The organism is Parageobacillus thermoglucosidasius (assembly GCF_001295365.1).
GTDB lineage: Bacteria > Bacillota > Bacilli > Bacillales > Anoxybacillaceae > Parageobacillus > Parageobacillus thermoglucosidasius.
In genome coordinates this window covers 1,240,001-1,258,249 of record NZ_CP012712.1, presented here as the reverse complement: position 1 = coordinate 1,258,249, position 18,249 = coordinate 1,240,001, and the positions used below count along the sequence as shown (strand labels likewise).

The 18,249-nt window shown below is 43.6% G+C and carries 15 protein-coding genes, 23 tRNA genes, 1 rRNA gene and 1 pseudogene (1 of these 40 running past the window's edge); 7 read left to right on the top strand and 33 right to left on the bottom strand.

Annotated features, from left to right (window positions below; translation table 11 throughout):
- Positions 1–81 precede the first annotated feature (81 nt).
- The gene (locus tag AOT13_RS19415; RefSeq protein ID WP_013877441.1) at positions 82–180 is read left to right on the top strand and encodes a YjcZ family sporulation protein; all 99 of its coding nucleotides are present in this window, start codon (positions 82–84) and stop codon (positions 178–180) included.
- Positions 181–462: 282 nt separating this feature from the next.
- On the opposite strand, the gene AOT13_RS06220 is transcribed toward AOT13_RS19415, so the two are convergent.
- Complete coding sequence (locus AOT13_RS06220) at positions 463–756, bottom strand: helix-turn-helix domain-containing protein (protein ID WP_003252757.1); 294 nt, start codon at positions 754–756, stop codon at positions 463–465.
- 19 nt (positions 757–775) lie between these two features.
- Positions 776–1,216 carry a hypothetical protein gene (locus tag AOT13_RS06215; protein WP_013401582.1) on the bottom strand — a complete coding sequence of 147 codons (441 nt, stop codon included), beginning with the start codon at positions 1,214–1,216 and terminating at the stop codon, positions 776–778.
- Between the two features lie 453 nt (positions 1,217–1,669).
- Here AOT13_RS06215 and AOT13_RS06210 point away from each other — a divergent pair, with 453 nt between their 5' ends.
- Entirely contained in the window at positions 1,670–2,308 is a 639-nt protein-coding gene (locus AOT13_RS06210) for a cupin domain-containing protein (protein ID WP_042386104.1), read from the top strand.
- 81 nt (positions 2,309–2,389) lie between these two features.
- The gene (locus AOT13_RS06205; protein ID WP_232511573.1) at positions 2,390–2,650 is read left to right on the top strand and encodes an RCC1 domain-containing protein; all 261 of its coding nucleotides are present in this window, start codon (positions 2,390–2,392) and stop codon (positions 2,648–2,650) included.
- 243 nt (positions 2,651–2,893) lie between these two features.
- On the opposite strand, the gene AOT13_RS06200 is transcribed toward AOT13_RS06205, so the two are convergent.
- Together AOT13_RS06200 and AOT13_RS06195 are read right to left on the bottom strand one after the other, a co-directional pair.
- Complete coding sequence (locus AOT13_RS06200) at positions 2,894–4,444, bottom strand: IS1182 family transposase (protein WP_060678127.1); 1,551 nt, start codon at positions 4,442–4,444, stop codon at positions 2,894–2,896.
- Positions 4,445–4,801: 357 nt separating this feature from the next.
- A complete protein-coding gene (locus AOT13_RS06195) occupies positions 4,802–5,464 on the bottom strand; it encodes an exosporium glycoprotein BclB-related protein (protein ID WP_042386208.1) in 663 nt (220 codons plus the stop codon).
- Between the two features lie 844 nt (positions 5,465–6,308).
- On the opposite strand from AOT13_RS06195, the gene AOT13_RS06190 reads away from it, so the two are divergent.
- Entirely contained in the window at positions 6,309–6,668 is a 360-nt protein-coding gene (locus AOT13_RS06190; RefSeq protein ID WP_042386204.1) for a response regulator, read from the top strand.
- 402 nt (positions 6,669–7,070) lie between these two features.
- Positions 7,071–7,250, top strand: a complete 180-nt coding sequence (locus AOT13_RS06180) for a hypothetical protein (RefSeq protein WP_013877444.1) — start codon at positions 7,071–7,073, stop codon at positions 7,248–7,250.
- 406 nt (positions 7,251–7,656) lie between these two features.
- Here the strand turns inward: AOT13_RS06180 and AOT13_RS21210 are convergent, their stop codons facing one another.
- The gene (locus tag AOT13_RS21210; RefSeq protein WP_013401588.1) at positions 7,657–7,785 is read right to left on the bottom strand and encodes a hypothetical protein; all 129 of its coding nucleotides are present in this window, start codon (positions 7,783–7,785) and stop codon (positions 7,657–7,659) included.
- A gap of 550 nt (positions 7,786–8,335) precedes the next feature.
- Here AOT13_RS21210 and AOT13_RS06175 point away from each other — a divergent pair.
- On the top strand, positions 8,336–9,784 hold the full coding sequence (locus AOT13_RS06175) for a recombinase family protein (RefSeq protein WP_013401589.1): 1,449 nt from the start codon (positions 8,336–8,338) through the stop codon (positions 9,782–9,784).
- 65 nt (positions 9,785–9,849) lie between these two features.
- Here the strand turns inward: AOT13_RS06175 and AOT13_RS06170 are convergent.
- From AOT13_RS06170 to queG, 4 genes and pseudogenes are all read right to left on the bottom strand, one after another.
- Positions 9,850–10,272 (bottom strand): annotated as a pseudogene (locus AOT13_RS06170) (protein prkA); the annotation flags it as partial.
- 320 nt (positions 10,273–10,592) lie between these two features.
- Positions 10,593–11,066, bottom strand: a complete 474-nt coding sequence (gene trmL, locus AOT13_RS06165) for a tRNA (uridine(34)/cytosine(34)/5-carboxymethylaminomethyluridine(34)-2'-O)-methyltransferase TrmL (protein ID WP_003252771.1) — start codon at positions 11,064–11,066, stop codon at positions 10,593–10,595.
- 24 nt (positions 11,067–11,090) lie between these two features.
- The gene (locus AOT13_RS06160; protein ID WP_003252772.1) at positions 11,091–11,957 is read right to left on the bottom strand and encodes an amidase domain-containing protein; all 867 of its coding nucleotides are present in this window, start codon (positions 11,955–11,957) and stop codon (positions 11,091–11,093) included.
- 32 nt (positions 11,958–11,989) lie between these two features.
- Positions 11,990–13,159, bottom strand: a complete 1,170-nt coding sequence (queG, locus tag AOT13_RS06155) for a tRNA epoxyqueuosine(34) reductase QueG (protein ID WP_042386200.1) — start codon at positions 13,157–13,159, stop codon at positions 11,990–11,992.
- Positions 13,160–13,231: 72 nt separating this feature from the next.
- Between queG and AOT13_RS06150 the strand changes: the two genes are divergently transcribed.
- The gene (locus AOT13_RS06150) at positions 13,232–13,894 is read left to right on the top strand and encodes a B3/B4 domain-containing protein (protein ID WP_003252774.1); all 663 of its coding nucleotides are present in this window, start codon (positions 13,232–13,234) and stop codon (positions 13,892–13,894) included.
- A gap of 63 nt (positions 13,895–13,957) precedes the next feature.
- Here the strand turns inward: AOT13_RS06150 and AOT13_RS06145 are convergent.
- From AOT13_RS06145 to AOT13_RS06030, 24 genes are all read right to left on the bottom strand, one after another.
- Positions 13,958–14,031, bottom strand: a tRNA-Gly gene (locus AOT13_RS06145).
- Positions 14,032–14,353: 322 nt separating this feature from the next.
- A tRNA-Glu gene (locus AOT13_RS06140) sits at positions 14,354–14,425 on the bottom strand.
- 9 nt (positions 14,426–14,434) lie between these two features.
- A tRNA-Ser gene (locus tag AOT13_RS06135) sits at positions 14,435–14,527 on the bottom strand.
- A gap of 3 nt (positions 14,528–14,530) precedes the next feature.
- A tRNA-Asn gene (locus AOT13_RS06130) sits at positions 14,531–14,605 on the bottom strand.
- A gap of 112 nt (positions 14,606–14,717) precedes the next feature.
- A tRNA-Ile gene (locus AOT13_RS06125) sits at positions 14,718–14,794 on the bottom strand.
- Positions 14,795–14,799: 5 nt separating this feature from the next.
- A tRNA-Gly gene (locus AOT13_RS06120) sits at positions 14,800–14,870 on the bottom strand.
- A gap of 8 nt (positions 14,871–14,878) precedes the next feature.
- Positions 14,879–14,951: transfer RNA gene (locus AOT13_RS06115), tRNA-His, on the bottom strand.
- A 7-nt stretch (positions 14,952–14,958) separates the two neighbouring features.
- Positions 14,959–15,034, bottom strand: a tRNA-Thr gene (locus AOT13_RS06110).
- 30 nt (positions 15,035–15,064) lie between these two features.
- Positions 15,065–15,140, bottom strand: a tRNA-Phe gene (locus AOT13_RS06105).
- Positions 15,141–15,163: 23 nt separating this feature from the next.
- Positions 15,164–15,239 (bottom strand) — tRNA-Asp (locus AOT13_RS06100).
- A gap of 4 nt (positions 15,240–15,243) precedes the next feature.
- Positions 15,244–15,320: transfer RNA gene (locus AOT13_RS06095), tRNA-Met, on the bottom strand.
- 19 nt (positions 15,321–15,339) lie between these two features.
- Positions 15,340–15,432 (bottom strand) — tRNA-Ser (locus tag AOT13_RS06090).
- 16 nt (positions 15,433–15,448) lie between these two features.
- Positions 15,449–15,525 (bottom strand) — tRNA-Ile (locus AOT13_RS06085).
- A 9-nt stretch (positions 15,526–15,534) separates the two neighbouring features.
- Positions 15,535–15,608 (bottom strand) — tRNA-Met (locus AOT13_RS06080).
- A 16-nt stretch (positions 15,609–15,624) separates the two neighbouring features.
- A tRNA-Ala gene (locus AOT13_RS06075) sits at positions 15,625–15,700 on the bottom strand.
- 12 nt (positions 15,701–15,712) lie between these two features.
- Positions 15,713–15,786: transfer RNA gene (locus AOT13_RS06070), tRNA-Pro, on the bottom strand.
- A gap of 24 nt (positions 15,787–15,810) precedes the next feature.
- A tRNA-Arg gene (locus AOT13_RS06065) sits at positions 15,811–15,884 on the bottom strand.
- A gap of 3 nt (positions 15,885–15,887) precedes the next feature.
- Positions 15,888–15,973: transfer RNA gene (locus AOT13_RS06060), tRNA-Leu, on the bottom strand.
- 10 nt (positions 15,974–15,983) lie between these two features.
- Positions 15,984–16,058: transfer RNA gene (locus AOT13_RS06055), tRNA-Gly, on the bottom strand.
- A gap of 15 nt (positions 16,059–16,073) precedes the next feature.
- Positions 16,074–16,155: transfer RNA gene (locus tag AOT13_RS06050), tRNA-Leu, on the bottom strand.
- A 10-nt stretch (positions 16,156–16,165) separates the two neighbouring features.
- Positions 16,166–16,238 (bottom strand) — tRNA-Lys (locus AOT13_RS06045).
- A gap of 146 nt (positions 16,239–16,384) precedes the next feature.
- Positions 16,385–16,457 (bottom strand) — tRNA-Thr (locus AOT13_RS06040).
- Between the two features lie 122 nt (positions 16,458–16,579).
- Positions 16,580–16,655 (bottom strand) — tRNA-Val (locus tag AOT13_RS06035).
- Between the two features lie 184 nt (positions 16,656–16,839).
- A 23S ribosomal RNA gene (locus AOT13_RS06030) occupies positions 16,840–18,249 on the bottom strand; it runs 1,520 nt beyond the window's last position.

Below are 18,249 nucleotides of genomic sequence, written 5' to 3'. Positions count from 1 at the left end.
TACCTGCACTGTTTGTCTTATACAGGCTCGCTATGTTTTACATAGAATGTACTATCCTTTTAAAACAGGAGGTTAACAAAAATGTCAAGTGGATTCAGATCAAACTTTGCTTTAATTGTGGTGCTGTTTATCCTTTTAATTATTGTTGGATGTAGTTGTTTCTCTGGTGGCGGTTACTAATCTTGAATGCATCGATAAAGTTTTTAGTTTTTGTAGGATGGGTCATAAAGATCCATCTTTTTTTCTGGATAATTTCTTCTTCAAAAAATGAAATGTTCCGTCTCCTTTGCTCTTCCTGCTTGCTGCAGGGCAAGATATCAATAATGCCGGTCAAACGTTCTTATCATTTCATCAGTTTCAGCGGTGAAGTTTTTGATTTCAAACTGCATCATACATTTTCCCCTTAAAAAACAAGTTCCTTGGAGAATTTTCTCTCCAAGGAACTGCTGCGATAATATAGCACTAAATTTGAACATGCAGGTTATGGTCCTGTCTGCTTGTGCCATCAATGATGAAAGGAGTATTCAATGCCTGCGAAATTTTAAAAAGCGTCTCTACCCTTGGACTTGTAAGCCCCGCTTCAATTCTCCCAATCGTTGATTTTGGGACTCCAATACGGTCTGCAAGTTCCTGTTGAGTCATATTCAGCTGCTTCCGTCTTGTTTTGATCTGTGCAGCGATAGTTCCTTCTAATTGAAGTTTTTTAACATGCTGCTCGCCGCGAATAGCTGCATATTTCTTAAAAAAATCACTCATTCTTTTCCCTCCCAGTTCATTAATAAAGGTAAGGATCAAAAGTGCAATAACGTTCATATGCTGATTCGGCAGGCACAATATCCTCTCGTCTTATCGCTCCATTATACTGCTTGTCAAAATAATGAAGCAGTATGACTTTGGAAAAATTATGGATTGCAAATATAATTCTGTGATTTCCAGTTCTTCCGCCCCTTATGCCCCATCTGTAAAAATTATTATATTGAGTATTCATGTTAATATGTTTCAATGACGGAGGGGTTATATCGTCCGGAAAGCTGTTGTCCTCCGGATCAGAAGGATATGGGTTATGTTGGATAATCGTAAGTTGCCTTGCATATACATCAGCAACATGACACCATACACCCGGACGGCCTTTTTGTCTAAGTTCTTGCTCTGCTTTACTCAAAAGATAATTTTCAAATTCCTTAACATTTCCTGCGTATATTACCTTAAACAACATCCTCTACCCTTTACTTATTATTATTACACACATGATAGCATTTATGCTACTAAAAAGCAATAATTTAAATGCTTTTGCCTAATTCTTCTTTGGATGCGTCTACATAAAGTAGTGCAGAAATGGCACTTACATCTTTTCAACCAGTGATACCAGATGGATACTTCCAATCGTAAAGACTGCTGCGAATGGCTGTGCTGTCGATTAGCGCGATTGGAGAATACTGTATGTGGCGGATTTTTTATGTGCATTGATGTATCCATTACGCGTTTTGCAACACGTTCTTCCTGATAAATTCTTCAAGAAATGGAATGTTCCGCCTCCTTTGCTTCATGCTTCGCACTGTCTCTGAACTATACGCTAATTTTTAATAACTGCGCACACCAAACTCACTGTTAGTTCATAACATGCCTATATAAAGTTGGTTTTTACTAAGTAAAGAGGTGAAGAGAATTTATGGTTTCCTATATGGATAACACATCCCAAGCACCCCAATACACTTTTGACATCAATAAAAGCCCCTTGTTTAAAAAAGATAACAATAATTATATTAACGTATTAGGTGTAAAACAGTTGAATACACTGGAAAATGTGTCTCTGCTCGATATTTTCCTAAGTGCTAATAATGTCATAGAACCGCACTATCACCCAAATGCAGCCGAGCTGGTCTATTGTATTTCTGGTGCTGCCACTGTATCAATACTCAACCCATTTACAAAACAACTCCTCCATTATTCGATGACACCCGGACATGTGGTAAACATTCCTCGAGGTTGGTGGCATTATGAAGTAGCTAAAGTTAACAACACCCATCTTTTGGCCATTTTTGATGCACCAACTCCAGAAGTAGTTTTAGGTTCTGACATTTTAAAATTTACTCCTGCAAAGATCATGGCACATACTTATTGCCTCGATGAAAATCAATGGAAACAAGCAATTGCACCAATTAAACCATCAACTTATATAGGTCCATACAAAAACTGCAACAAAGCGAAGGAAAATATATCCCATCCATATTTAAACTGGCATCAGCAATATCCCCCACAATGCCAACACCAGCCTTACGTTCCTCCATATCAGCAATATTGGGGCTAATTAGGCAAACAAATACCGCTTATAGCAAGCAAGAATTGGACGAAAAAGCCTTCTCAAGTAAAAGGAATTAAAGATGCAGTAATGGTTAAGACAGGTTATGTGCATAATTTGGTGCTTAAGAAAGATGGCACTGTTTGGGCACAAGGACAAAATAACGAGGGACAATTGGGAATTGGAATAAAAGGACGGGATAATCCTGATAAGTTTATAATAAAGAATCCAATTCAAATAAAGAAACTAACAAACATCATTTCTTTAGACACACGTGATGGACATACTATCGCACTTCGAAAAGATGGGACATTATGGGTTTGGGGGGGAAAAATTCATCCGGGGAATTAGGATTTGGCTCAGATGGCAGCGACCGTTATAATTGAATTGAACCTGTGCAACTTCGGGTATAAAGGTTTCAATCCCTAAATAGATAACCGGAAAAATACTTCATTCCAGCAAAAAATAAAAGAGGCTGTCTCAAAAGGTCGTCTAAACCGACCTTTTGAGAGTAGCCTCTGTTTCTTTTTCTTACCATTTGGTTATTTATTCCTTTTTTGAGGCAGGAATTTCTCCTTATTTCCGAATTTTATCCTATTTTTTCCTTGTTGGGTCGGTCGTTGTGGCCCACTTTCTCAAATTGTGGGCAGCACAAACTAGACCCCACTCCAAGGTAATTTTTGGGAGGCCTCTCAATGAAAACCGATGAAATTGCTGATTATGCTTGATTTGCCCAAACACCGGCTCGTTTTCGATTTGCCGTCTTCGATATGTCGTCGCCCCTTCTTCCGTGGACAGCCGTTTCCGGATTTCTTGCCGTTGTTGTTGATTTTTCAAGGAAACGCGGATGGTTTTCGTGTCTTTGCCTTTGGCACATGCTGCTTGAAACGGGCATCCGGCACATGCTGTACAACGATACGTCCGTTTGACGATGACGTACCCGTTGTCGGTCGTTTCCTTCCGTTTATACACAAACACCAGCCGTTCCCCTTTCGCGCAAATCCACTCATCCAATTCCTCATCGTACGTCATGTTCTCGATTCGGCCGATCTCTTTCGCCCACGCTTTCGTTTGTTCCCGGTCCAATGTGTTGTACTTGATCAGCGCGACGATCTGCTTTTTCTCGCAGTACGTGTAGTTCTCCTCACTCCCATAGGCGGAATCCGCAATCGCTCGTTTAGGCATGGGACGCCCATAGGCGGCCAATTGCTCCAAATGTGAAATGAAGCATCCGGCATCCCCCGCCCGTTGATGCACGCTAAATCCAGTGATGAATTGGTTCTCTGTCCCTATCTGCACATTATATCCCGGTTTGAGCTGGCCGTTTTTCATATGGTCGTCTTTCATCCGCATAAACGTCGCATCGGGGTCCGTTTTCGAAAAACTGTTTCGTTCGCCTAACACTTTTTTGTATTCTTCATATTTTTTCTTACGGGGGAGAATGTCTTGTTCCAATTGCTGTTTTGCTTTCTTTAACGTGCGATTCTTCGGCTCTTTCTTTAGATGTTCTTCCACTTGTTCGATCACGGCTTCGATCTTTTCAGACGTGATCGGTGAAGCTTCCAGCTTTTCTTGAAAATCTCCTTCTTGTTCCGACTCTTCATCCTCTTTTACCACCTGTTCGATCGAGGCTACGATTTTCCGGAATTTCTCCTCCAACTTCTGATCGTACTTTTCCGTTGATTTGCGCCAAACGAACGTGTACTTGTTGGCGCTGGCCTCGATTTTCGTTCCATCCAGAAAGTAATCCTCTAGTTTGACCAACCCTTCTTGACGCAGAAGATCGACAATGGAGAAAAACGTTTCGTAAATGATGTCCTTCATCCGTTCCGACCGAAATCGGTTGATGGTGCGGAAATCCGGTGTTTGATGGCCGGATAGCCACATAAAATAAATGTTTTCTTTCAATTGCTTGGCGATTTGGCGAGAGGAATAGATCCGATTGGCGTAGGCATACAGGATGACTTTCAACATCATTTTCGGATGATAGGCTGGGCGGCCTCCGCCGGGATAGAGGGAAACGAGCAGAGCTGGATCCATTTTTTCCACGGCTAGATCCACGATCCGGCAAAGATGATGTTTGGGAATGAGAATTTCAAGATCCATTGGCAAAATGAGTTGATCTCGGTTATAATAAATGTACATAAGAAAACCGTCCTTTCTTGGTAGGGTTGTGGTGACTCTATTATACCAAAAAAGGAACGGTTTTCTTCTTTTTTTGCCCAAAAAAGTGCCCCAAAAGCGAACGCTATGCGAACACTTTTGGGACATCCTCTTCAGCTTGTCGGCAAAGTCGACAAGTTGAACATATTAGTCATGTATAATATATGCTCCCTTTTTGTCTTTTTCATACTTTCCTTCAGTTTTCTTCCATAAACCTGCCATTCCTCGAACGGTTATCGATGTTCTTACAGGAAAAACAAAAAGAAAGGCGTTGTCATGTAAGAATGTTTCTTATGTCGACTTGATCTCGATATCTTTGAAGTTTGTTACTAAGTGAAATTAACTGATTCCAACGCCTGCACTTGCAAAACCTGTAAGAGTACTGATAGCGGTGCCGCCAGGTGCAAAAGAAACAACCAGCAATAGTTTGTCACCGGCAACTACCGGCAATGATGCTGTTGCAGTGCCAGTTGCAGTATCGCCAGCGGTAACTCCAGGGCCGAAAGCTGGTGCTAAATCTACGAAAACGCCTGTTGGCGTAAAGGTGTTGCTAGCTGCCGGCGCTCTCCATAATTCTGCTCTAACTGTTTCAGCTGCAGTTAAAGTTACTCCCACTGTAGCACTAAAGAATGCAGATATGGATGTAACTGTCCCGGTACGAGGAACCACAAATGCAAAGTCAGGAATGTTCGTGACACCAACACCTAGATCCAGTACCCCTGTATCAAGATTAACAGTTGGCGCAGAACTTCCGAATCCAAGGATAGCTCCAATACTGGCTACTACACCTGCTACATCAACCCTGGTCAATGCAACAGGAGTTACTCCAGATGCATATGGAATAATGGCACCAGCCCCTGGAGGCCCCGGAGGTCCTGGAGGTCCCGGAGGCCCTGCTTGTACAGGTCCATGCACTGTCACCACTTGCCCATTAACACAATCACATCTTACCCTTGGTTTATTGTTACCATGATGATTTTCTGTTCTATTTTTTGACAACATACTTCACCTCTCTTCACTTGATGCTTCAATATATGATCAGGATAATAAATTTGATTAGACAAGAGTCGTAGGTTAAGTGCTTGAATTTCCAAAATTAGTTGATGGAATATTCGAAGCAAGGCGTGAAGCCTCGCTAAACATTTTCGGAATCCACATTAACTACCAGTTTTGTAAATTGATAGAATAACTTCATGCGCAATCAAGTGTTTAACCTTGGCTGCGGTTTATCGCTGGTCAGAATCAATGAATAAACCCGCTTCATTCACGATCGCCGCTAGTTGGCGGCGGCCAAGCGAAGCGGTGTACCTCATCTTCAGTGAGCCGGGATACTGCCATTTTATGATTGGAATGATTGAATATATCGAATATATCGCAAACATCCCCAGCAACAAACTAATTTTCTCATCTTTAACAATTGTGCGTACTTGATTGCCGCTATATGTGAATATTTATCGTAACTGATTCATTCGTTAAGTTCCCTCTCACATTCAGCATCCTCTTTTCCTGGTAAACAAAAGTACGAACTTAATTTCTCTCATCTCATCCCCTTCCTTTGCCTTTTTGGAAACACAACTGTCATTCTGAATATTTTTTATTATTTAATAGCTCAACAGTACTATTTAACAGTTTTCTATTTTCAAAAATAATGAATTTTTCCTATGTAAATTTCACTATAAAATTTGTTAATATTTCTTTCTAGAATTGTTAGACAAAATTCGACAAATTTATACAAAAAATCTGATATTCCATCTACAAATTACTCAAAAGGGTAAAATGCAAGATGCGCATTTTTTACAACAAAAATTTTCCATTTGCTTTACTTTTTAAGTGAAAGGTGGTTTAAATGTATAAAACTGTATTAATTGCCGACGATTCAAGGTTTACGAGAAATTTATTAAAGAAACTTTTAACCGATAATGGTTACCAAGTTGTTGCTGAAGCTTCTGATGGCAGTAATGCTGTATCTCTTTACCAAGAAAAAACACCTGACATTGTTATACTTGACTTAATTATGCCTATTATGAATGGATTAGATGCTTTAAAAAGTATTTTAAAATTTGATCCAGAAGCGAAAGTAATAATTTGTTCATCGATGGGGCAAAAAAGTTTCATTATTGATGCCCTTCAAATAGGGGCTAAGGATTTCATTATCAAGCCATATTTTAATGAATTAATTCCAGCTTTAAATAAATTATTCAGGTAATTACGCTCTTCTTTATGTTTGCTATTGTGTTTCCAATACTCTTCTCTAAAATCATTTTATAAGTTGTTCGTTGGTTAAGTTTGCTGCTGCTACTTCAGCTTGTTTCATCTTTTCTTCATCTTTGTTCCAAAATCCGTACCATGTTGATGATAGTTCCTCTCCATTCATGTTCTTTAATACTGAACGGTATTCTCGCCTAATTCCCGCACGTTTTTTGGCGAGGCTTTTTTCCTGTCACTCTTTCCTCACCTCACCTTATTTCATTTTCATTGAAAGCAGCTGCATGTTTTCTTCATAACTGTTCACCAATCTGTAATTTCATTGTTTATTAAGGCTTCAAATTGACTTTTCGTTATTTACCTCTTGTGTTATAATTATCCAAAAACATTTTGGAGGTCTAACATGAATTCTTCTGTAAGCTTGTTTCCGTTACTTGCTTTTATTCCGTTTATTATTTATATTGGTCTACTGATATTTGGTGTGTGGTTCGCAGTAAGTTTAATAAAAATATTAAAAGAGAAAAATCAAATTCTTAAAGAGATTGCTAGAATTTTGGAGAATGGGAGCAAGGAAGAAATATAAAATTTCTTCCTTGCCATACTATTCAGCGAAAACTTTCTGCATTCAATTTCTTGTATAACAATACAAACCAACACAACAGCAATAACATCCAGCTTCTCAATACCGATCGAATTCTTTGTTTCATTCCTTTTGAGAAGCTCGTCTAAATAAAGCCGCTAATGTTTCATGCTTCCTTATACTCTCCGCAAATATCGTCCATCGTCCAAACATGCTAACTAAAACTGTCTGTATTGCCCAATACGGACACCAGATTCCCTTTTATCGAAAAATCAGCCAAAATGATTTGCCGCGGTATTGTTCCAAGTTTAGATAATTCATTACGCTTCTTCCGAATGCTTAATACCATCATAATCTGCGTCATTCATTAAATAAGCAGGGGCTTCATTTCCTTCCTTTCTGCCGCAAGTTAGCCTGCTTTTCCTTTATTAGCTGCTTCTTTTTGTTGGCGTTTGCGTTCTTTTACGATGCGTTTTGCGTCTTCTACGAAGCACAATAGAAATTTTTTCGCTTGCTCAACAGTCAGGTTGATCTTCATGCGGACCCCCTCCTTTTTTGGGTTTAGGGATATATATGCTTTCAAGACAAGGTAGTATTAGTAGACTAACAGGTCGATAGATTAACTTATCCCACCGCTTTGCCTTTATGGATCTCCGCCAGCTTTTGAAAATCGATTTTCGATTTCATAGAAAAGTCATATTCCCGGCAAAACCGCTATGAGATTAAATCGACACTGCTGTGTCGAGAATTTCGCTGATCACTTGTTTATCTTCTTTCCGCTCCGCTCCTTTCACCCAGCAGACTTGCTCCATCCGTCCCGACGTTTCATTTATTTTCCTTTGCGCCAAATACTTCAGCGAAGTTGGTTGCTGATCTGTGTTATCCCTGTTGAATTATGCAAAGAACGTTTGGAACAGATCAGAAACCGCATATTAGTTATGCAACGGCCGAACAATAGGTGAGATATTGTTCCAGAAGCCACCTGCAAATCGGTATGCTTAGGAGAAAAAATGCTTTTTTCAGCATGCCTGCCATTTCAGTCAAGTATGTCCTGCCCGATGAATACAATATAAAAAGGAGGCAGACTGATGAGATGCGTGATGTATCGTCGGGTAAGCACCGATATGCAAAAAGAAGAAGGCTTCTCCTTAGAAGCACAAAAAATGCGGCTCGAAGCATTTGCGCTTTCGCAAGGATGGACGATTGTGGATGATTATTGCGATGACGGCTATTCAGCCAAAAACATGGACCGCCCCGCTTTGCAACGGCTGATAAAGGATATGCAGCAAAAGAAATTCGATGTCGTCATTGTTTATCGTTTGGACCGGCTTGTTCGTTCGGTCCTCGATCTACATAAACTGCTTAAAATCATGCAAAAATATGATGTTATGTTCAAATCTGCCACAGAGTCATTTGAAACGACAACAGCAAACGGACGCCTTTTCATCACTATCGTTGCTACAATTGCAGAATGGGAACGGGAAACCATCGCAGAGCGCGTCTTCGAAAATATGCTTGAACGCTCCAAAACAGGACAAAGAAACGGCGCCCCTGCCCCATACGGATACGATTTGGTCGACGGGGAGCTGCGCATCAATGAGGAAGAAGCCAAATGGGTGCGTTTTATCTTTGAGAAATACAAAACACACGGCTCTCAAAACATCGCAAAGCAGCTTAACCAACGTGGCGTGAAAACGAAAAAAGGGGAAATGTGGAGCGACTTTTCCGTTCGCTATGTTCTGCGCAATCCGATTTACGCCGGCTATATTCGCTGGAACTACCGCAGCATGTCCAAACAAAAACTTGGCGGGCAGCCCGTAGTTACACCAATTAAACAAGAAAATTTCGTGCCTATTATTTCAAAAGAAACATTCCAAGAAGTACAAGAGCTTTTGCAAAATCGCTACAATATGGCATTTCGTTCAGACAACCATTACCCTTTTTCCGGCGTCGCCCGCTGCGCCAAATGCGGAAAGTCATTTACAGGCGCTCAAAGAAAACGGAAGTCCGGAGGCGTATACCGCTACTATAAATGCCAAGGCCGCTTTAAATTTGGCAACTGCGATGTGCAAACGATCGCCGAAGAAGCGATCGAAAAAGCGTTTTTGGAAGCACTTCATATTCCAGAAAAGCTAGAACTTGAAGTCGAAACGAATGAATCGGAAAAAGAATTAGACACTGACTTTATTGAAAAACAACTGCAAAAACTGAAAGGGCGAAAAGAACGCATCAAAGAACTCTACATCGAAGGAGAAATTCCCAAAGACGAATACAACAAGCGCATGCAAGAGATCGCCATTCAGGAAATGGAATTATACGAACTTCTGAACGAATACGAAGAAGAAGCATCACTTGAAGAAATCAAAACAGTGTTAGAAAATATTAAAAAAGAATGGCACAACCTAAGCTATGAAGCGAAAAAGTACGCCATTCGCTCTTTGTTTGAGTACATCACCATTGAAATCGTTGAACCGACAAAAATGGGAAAATATCCAGAACCACCAAAGCTTAAAATTACAGACTACCGCTTCCGATAGCATATCACAATGAAAAAGAGCTGCCATCAAGCAGCTCTTTTGTAGTTTACTTATCATATGTATGCTTCTTCATGCATCGGGCATCCTTTAATCGCATACACAGCGCCGCGATCCGTTAGCGAATATGCTTCTAATCCCCGTTTTAACAGCGTTACAAGCGTGGATTTCCCGCCTCCAACAGGCCCCATCAGCAATAAGATACGTTTTCGCACATCAAGCCGCTTTGCTGCCGGATGAAAATATTCTTCCACTAAACGTTCTAGCGCCTCTTCCAATCCAAATAACTGATTACTGAAAAATTTATATCGTTTTCTCCCATTCACTACCTCGATTCCAGCATCTTTAATCATATTATAAACGCGTGAATGTGCGGACTGAGCAATCCATGGCTTTTCTTTCAGAATCTCTAAATACTCTGCGAATGTACCTTCCCATTTCAGCCGTTCCTCTTCTTCCCGGTATTGTGCAATTTTCTTTAAAATATCCATAAAGGACCTCCTTATCCTTGATGTCTTAACAACAAGATTATTACAATGTATGCAAGGATGTCCCGTATCATTCATTGCAAAAAAAAATTTGTCTGTTTGCTGTGATAACGCTTCCCATTCACAACATTCGCCATATCCGCTATAATGAGAAGGTGGGACAAACATTCGTGAAGGAGGAAGCGGCATGCGTACATTGCTCGTATTAGGTGTGATCATCGCCTTCTTAACTGCAATCTTTACGGCTGGCTATGAAGATAAACCAGGCGTAAAAAATTAATGCAAAAAAACGACCTCCTTTTCAGAAGGTCGTTTTTTTATTTTTAAAATAAACCGTTAAATTTTTGTTGGCGCAACGCTTCATACACTAAAATAGCGGCGGTATTGGACAGATTTAATGAACGGACTTTATCATTCATCGGAATGCGCAGACAACGGTCCATATTCGCTTCAAGCAAATCTTTTGGCAATCCCGTCGTTTCACGCCCAAACACAAAAAAAAGATCTTTTTCGGTATCGCTAAAATCGAAAGAATCATAATATTTTTTGCCAAACTTCGTAATAAAGTAAAACTCTCCGTGCGGGTACCGCCCAAATAATTCATCAAGCGAATCGTAATAAGAAATATTGACGTACGGCCAATAGTCCAGCCCCGCGCGCTTTAACATTTTATCATCTGTGGAAAAACCAAGCGGACGAATCAAATGAAGCGCCGTATCTGTTGCCGCGCAAGTGCGTGCAATATTCCCCGTATTTGCTGGGATTTCCGGTTGATATAATACTACATGTAATGGCATATCGATTCACCTCAAAACATATCGTCACTTTCGGTCAATAATATGAAAAAATTTATAGCGAATATTCGGCGTGTACGCTGTGGAATCTTCATACGACCAATAGCGCATGCGGCTATTCGTTGTATGAGCATTCACTAACGGCATTCCGTTCGCATCCTTCGCCACGACAATCGTGGAATGATCAAAGCGGCCATCTCCTTGAAAATCATAACAAATAACATCTCCAGCCATCAACTGTTCTGGTGACGACACTTCCATCGTTTGCAAGCCGACGCGTGTTCCGCTTAAATACCAGCGGAAAGAATGCGCCACTGCCCAACTGTAACTCCAATTGCTGTTTTTGCACCACCATCCTTTTGCACGATTCGGATATCCAGTCATCGGTGCTCCGCCTGCGTGCACGCATTGAGAAACAAAATTCGTGCAATTCACTTCAAACCGCGGAAACGCTGGATTGTAGCTGTTCCACCACGTTTCGGCATAACGCACCGCTTTTGCCCGATCATATTCATAGGAAATTCTTTCATCCATTAACATCTCGCGTTCTAAACGGGGGTGAGCCGTTCCCGGTTCTGCGGAAGCCACTTTTTCATCCTTCATCAGCTCTCCGCGTTCAAAATATGCTTTTCTTTTTTCTACTTGTTCCTCAACATACATCTCAGTGCCATGTTTAACTAAAAACTGATAATGCGCCAAATAAATGACCCTTCCCTCTTTTTCCATAACATACTTACTGATAATTTGACTGTTAATCGTGCAGCGGACAATTTCTGCCCCTCGTTTTTCGAACAGCCGGCGCTTCCTTTCCACTGCTTCTTCTTCATTGCGTCCGTCTTTAGACACGAAAAGCTGCGCTCTTTTTTCTAATAAACATTGCAGCTGTTTTTTCACCATCGCTCACCACTTTCGTTTTTGCTACTACTTTACGTAGCAGGCGAGCGATTTTTTCCCTTTTCCTGCTTCGAACGCAATAATTGCAATCCTTTTTGTATTTCCAAAAGGACTTCATGATCTTTTTCCGTCCTGCCAGCTTCCTCTAAATCGGGAATAACGCGCATATCACCTATTTTTCCGAGCGCCCACGCTGCCGTTCCGCGAATGACAGGGCGGCTGTCTTCTTTTAACAGCTTTAACAAATGCGGAACAGCCGTTTTATCTTTATAATGCGCCAACGCTAAAATCGCATTTCGTTGAATCGGTTTTTTCCCGCGCCATGCCCCAGCAAGCGAACCAAACTTTTCTTTAAACTCCCGGTTACTTATATGCAAAAGCGGAATTAATTTTGGTTTCACCACTTCAGGATCTGGCTCCATTTCCGGATGGAGATGAAAGTCCTTTCCTTTATTTTCAGGACAAACCATCTGGCACGTATCACAACCGTATAATCGGTTTCCAATTTTATCGCGAAATTCATCGGCTAAAAAGCCTTTTGTTTGTGTTAAAAACGAGATGCATCGCTGGGCATTCAGCTGTCCCCCCTGTACAAGTGCTCCCGTCGGGCAAGCATCGATGCACTTCGTACATGTTCCGCAGCGGCTCTCAACAGGTTCATCAGGCGGGAACGGAATGTTGGTGATCATTTCTCCTAAATAAACATAAGAACCAAACTCTAGAGTAATAATCGAACAATTTTTTCCGCTCCATCCAATTCCGGCACGCTCCGCAACCGCGCGGTCTGCCAATTCCCCAGTATCCACCATTGATTTTACTCTGGCAAGGGGAACCTTCTCGAGAATAAATGCTTCTAACTTTTCAAGCCGCTCCCGTAAAACGTCATGATAATCTTTGCCCCATGACGCTCTGCAAAAAATCCCTCTTCTTTCCATTTTTGTGCCACGCGGAGCATTTTTCATTTTGGACGGATACGCCAAGGCAATCGCAATGATGGATTTTGCCTCAGGCAAAAGCAGCGAAGGATTCGTTCTTTTCTCAATATCCTGTTCTTCAAATCCTGATTGATATCCTAACTCTTGCTGGCGACGAAGCCGTTCTTTTAACTCGACAAATGGATCAGCGCTGGCAAATCCAATTTTATCAATCCCGATCGTTTTGCTATATTCAATAATTTCTTGTTTCAACGCTGCCGCATCCATCGTTTATCCCTCCTTTCGCCAAAATCCGGAATCTATGTTACAATAAAGAAAAAATTTGGAGGTGAAAAAGATATGGATATTGCTGTTTCCGAAGCGATAAAACAGGCCATTCCTGAATTTAAAATAGGTGTGATATTGTATAATGATATCGTCGTCGATGATTCTCCGCAAATGTTAAAAGGGAAACTCCAATTATTTCAAGAATCCATTTATTTTGATTTGCAGGAAACCGCTGTCGCCGACATTCTCGAATTAGCAGAATGGCGCAGAATCTTTAAAGCAATCGGCACAGATCCGAGCAAATATCGCCCTTCATCAGAAAGCTTATATCGACGTATTCAAAAGAAAAATTTTGTCCCAACTATCCACTCGGCAGCTGATGTGAACAATTTCTTTTCCTTATATTATAAAATTCCAATCGGCATTTACGACTTAGATAAATTAGAGGGACCGGTTGCCGTTGAGATAGGAACAGATCAAGATGAGTATATCGCCATCAATGGGCGCACTGTCAACTTTTCCCGTAAACTCGTATCAAAAGACATTCATGGGCCATTTGGCAGTCCAATTGTTGATTCGCAGCGGACAGCTGTCACAAAAGACACGAAAAACGCTGTCCAAATTGTATATTTATTGCCATCCATGACACAAGAGCAATGCAAAAAACTGCTGCAGTCAATGCAAAACATGTTCTTGCAAATCCACGGGGGGGATGCTGCCTTGCAAATTATATAAAAAATAAAAACGCAATGCCTCGTTCTTTTTAGAAACGAAACACTGCGTTGTACCCGATATGGATGGAGCGGGTGATGGGAATCGAACCCACGACATCAGCTTGGAAGGCTGAGGTTTTACCACTAAACTACACCCGCACATTATTTTCAAACTGCACACATCCGAAATTGCCCTGCCACTTCCTCAACCCGCAACCAGTTGTTCAAAGAAGCCAAATATACCGAGGCGGCTCGCAGCGAATTTGTCCAGCAAGTATTTCCCTACTAACCCCCACCCGCTTTATGCGATTTTAATTCCATATATAACCAAGTGTACCTTCAGATCAATTAACGACATTGATTATAGCAAAGGATTGATTATATTGCAACTATAATCCGCAAAAATTCGACAAATTTCGCTTTTCCTGTTGAAACATAACAAATCAATAAAAATAAAAGCACCAGTTTTCTGGTGCTTCCATGACCCGTACGGGATTCGAACCCGTGTTACCGCCGTGAAAGGGCGGTGTCTTAACCACTTGACCAACGGGCCACATGTCGATGGCGGAGAAGGCGGGATTTGAACCCGCGCGCCGCAAAACTGCGACCTAACGGTTTAGCAAACCGTCCCCTTCAGCCACTTGGGTACTTCTCCGTATGGCTCCGCAAGTAGGATTCGAACCTACGACCTACCGGTTAACAGCCGGTTGCTCTACCGCTGAGCTATTGCGGAATAAACTAAAAGTTGCAACTATTGTGCATATCGAAGTAACTTCAAACCAAAATGTTCAGGCATGAGGGACAATCTACCTATAGTTTAACTCACAATGAAATAATATGCAACATGGTGGGCCTAAGTGGACTTGAACCACCGACCTCACGCTTATCAGGCGTGCGCTCTAACCAACTGAGCTATAGGCCCAAGAAAGCGGGTGATGGGAATCGAACCCACGACATCAGCTTGGAAGGCTGAGGTTTTACCACTAAACTACACCCGCATGGCAAGGGCGACTAGTGGGAATCGAACCCACGCATGCCAGAGCCACAATCTGGTGCGTTAACCACTTCGCCATAGTCGCCACAATCTGGTGCCGGCTGCAGGACTTGAACCCGCAACCTACTGATTACAAGTCAGTTGCTCTACCAATTGAGCTAAGCCGGCACACAAAGCGCGTTTCCTAAAGAATAAGTGTGGTGGCTCGGGACGGAATCGAACCGCCGACACAAGGATTTTCAGTCCTTTGCTCTACCGACTGAGCTACCGAGCCATTCTCTAACACCCATTCAACTATGGCGGTCCCGACGGGACTCGAACCCGCGATCTCCTGCGTGACAGGCAGGCATGTTAACCACTACACTACGGGACCAATTTGGTTGCGGGGGCAGGATTTGAACCTGCGACCTTCGGGTTATGAGCCCGACGAGCTACCGGACTGCTCCACCCCGCGATGATAGCAACAATATATGTGGCGGAGGAGGAGGGATTCGAACCCCCGCGCGCCTTGCGGCGCCTCTCGGTTTTCAAGACCGACCCCTTCAGCCAGACTTGGGTACTCCTCCATCACAATAAAGGATATGGTGGACCTTGTAGGATTCGAACCTACGACCGGACGGTTATGAGCCGTCTGCTCTAACCAGCTGAGCTAAAGGTCCATTACACAATGGCGGCGGAGGGGATCGAACCCCCGACCTCACGGGTATGAACCGTACGCTCTAGCCAGCTGAGCTACGCCGCCATAAACTTAATTGCCATGGTGGAGCCTATCGGGATCGAACCGATGACCTCCTGCGTGCAAAGCAGGCGCTCTCCCAGCTGAGCTAAGGCCCCTCTCTTTCAAAATCGGGAAGACAGGATTCGAACCTGCGACCCCATGGTCCCAAACCATGTGCTCTACCAAGCTGAGCTACTTCCCGCTTTCAACATACGCTAATGTATAACGCGCTCGAGAGGATTCGAACCCCTAACCTTCTGATCCGTAGTCAGATGCTCTATCCAATTGAGCTACGAGCGCATATGCCGAGGGCCGGACTCGAACCGGCACGGTAGTTACCTACCCCAGGATTTTAAGTCCTGTGCGTCTGCCAATTCCGCCACCCCGGCGGGCGGTTACTGGAGCGGAAGACGGGACTCGAACCCGCGACCCCCACCTTGGCAAGGTGGTGTTCTACCACTGAACTACTTCCGCAACTTCATCAAGAGATGCGGGTGGAGGGACTTGAACCCCCACGCCGTAAAGCGCCAGATCCTAAGTCTGGTGCGTCTGCCAATTCCGCCACACCCGCAACTAAAGAGTGAGCCATGGAGGATTCGAACCTCCGACCCTCTGATTAAAAGTCAGATGCTCTACCTACTGAGCTAATGGCTCATACAGTAAATGAAGACAGTTATTGTTTTTTTGCCTCTCCCTCTATCCATAATACATTGGAAGAGTCGAAGCAACTCGCAATTGATTGGCAAAACTGAGACACGTTGCTTTCTGTGCTAAACTAATGGTCAACATGATTATCACAATGCCGGCTGCAGGACTTGAACCCGCAACCTACTGATTACAAGTCAGTTGCTCTACCAATTGAGCTAAGCCGGCATAAAAGCAGTCGTTTCCATAATTAACATTTCTTATTCGAAAAGATTCTTTGGAAATAGAAAACTGCACTGAGAAAATTCATACACTGAATACTAATTTCCCGATTGTATTGAACCGTATTATGGTGGAGGATGACGGGATCGAACCGCCGACCCCTTGCTTGTAAGGCAAGTGCTCTCCCAGCTGAGCTAATCCTCCGTATAAACTGCCCTGAGGAAATAAAACAAGCCTTCACCTTATTATTACTAGTCAAGCAATAGACAAGATATATTATATATGAGTGGCTAGTTTTGTCAAGTTAGGAATTGATTTCATTCCTTCAAAACTAGATAACCGTCCATCTGGAAGAAACCGTTTGGCCAGGCGGCATTCTCCGTTGTTCGTGGTTAAGCCCTCGATCGATTAGTATCCGTCAGCTCCACGTGTCGCCACGCTTCCACCTCGGACCTATCGACCTCGTCATCTTCGAGGGATCTTACTCGCTTGACGCGATGGGAAATCTCATCTTGAGGGGGGCTTCACGCTTAGATGCTTTCAGCGCTTATCCCTTCCGCACATAGCTACCCAGCGGTGCCCCTGGCGGGACAACTGGTACACCAGCGGTGCGTCCATCCCGGTCCTCTCGTACTAAGGACAGCTCCTCTCAAATTTCCTGCGCCCGCGACGGATAGGGACCGAACTGTCTCACGACGTTCTGAACCCAGCTCGCGTACCGCTTTAATGGGCGAACAGCCCAACCCTTGGGACCGACTACAGCCCCAGGATGCGATGAGCCGACATCGAGGTGCCAAACCTCCCCGTCGATGTGGACTCTTGGGGGAGATCAGCCTGTTATCCCCGGGGTAGCTTTTATCCGTTGAGCGATGGCCCTTCCATGCGGAACCACCGGATCACTAAGCCCGACTTTCGTCCCTGCTCGACCTGTCTGTCTCGCAGTCAAGCTCCCTTCTGCCTTTGCACTCTCCGAATGATTTCCAACCATTCTGAGGGAACCTTTGGGCGCCTCCGTTACCTTTTGGGAGGCGACCGCCCCAGTCAAACTGCCCACCTGACACTGTCTCCCACCCCGCTAAGGGGTGCGGGTTAGAATTTCAATACCGCCAGGGTGGTATCCCACCGCCGCCTCCACCGAAGCTGGCGCTCCGGCTTCCCAGGCTCCCACCTATCCTGTACAAGCGATACCAAAATTCCATATCAGGCTGCAGTAAAGCTCCACGGGGTCTTTCCGTCCTGTCGCGGGTAACCTGCATCTTCACAGGTAGTATGATTTCACCGGGTCTCTCGTTGAGACAGTGCCCAAGTCGTTACACCTTTCGTGCGGGTCGGAACTTACCCGACAAGGAATTTCGCTACCTTAGGACCGTTATAGTTACGGCCGCCGTTTACTGGGGCTTCGGTTCGCACCTTCGCTTCCGCTAAGCGCTCCCCTTAACCTTCCAGCACCGGGCAGGTGTCAGCCCCTATACTTCGCCTTTCGGCTTCGCAGAGACCTGTGTTTTTGATAAACAGTCGCTTGGGCCTTTTCACTGCGGCTCCCTCAGGCTTGTGACCCAAGAGAGCACCCCTTCTCCCGAAGTTACGGGGTCATTTTGCCGAGTTCCTTAACGAGAGTTCTCCCGCGCACCTTAGGATTCTCTCCTCGCCTACCTGTGTCGGTTTGCGGTACGGGCACCTCTCACCTCGCTAGAGGCTTTTCTTGGCAGTGTAGGATCGGGGACTTCGGGACCAACGGTCCCTCGCCATCACGGCTCCGCCTTATTGCCAGACGGATTTGCCTATCTGGCGGCCTAAC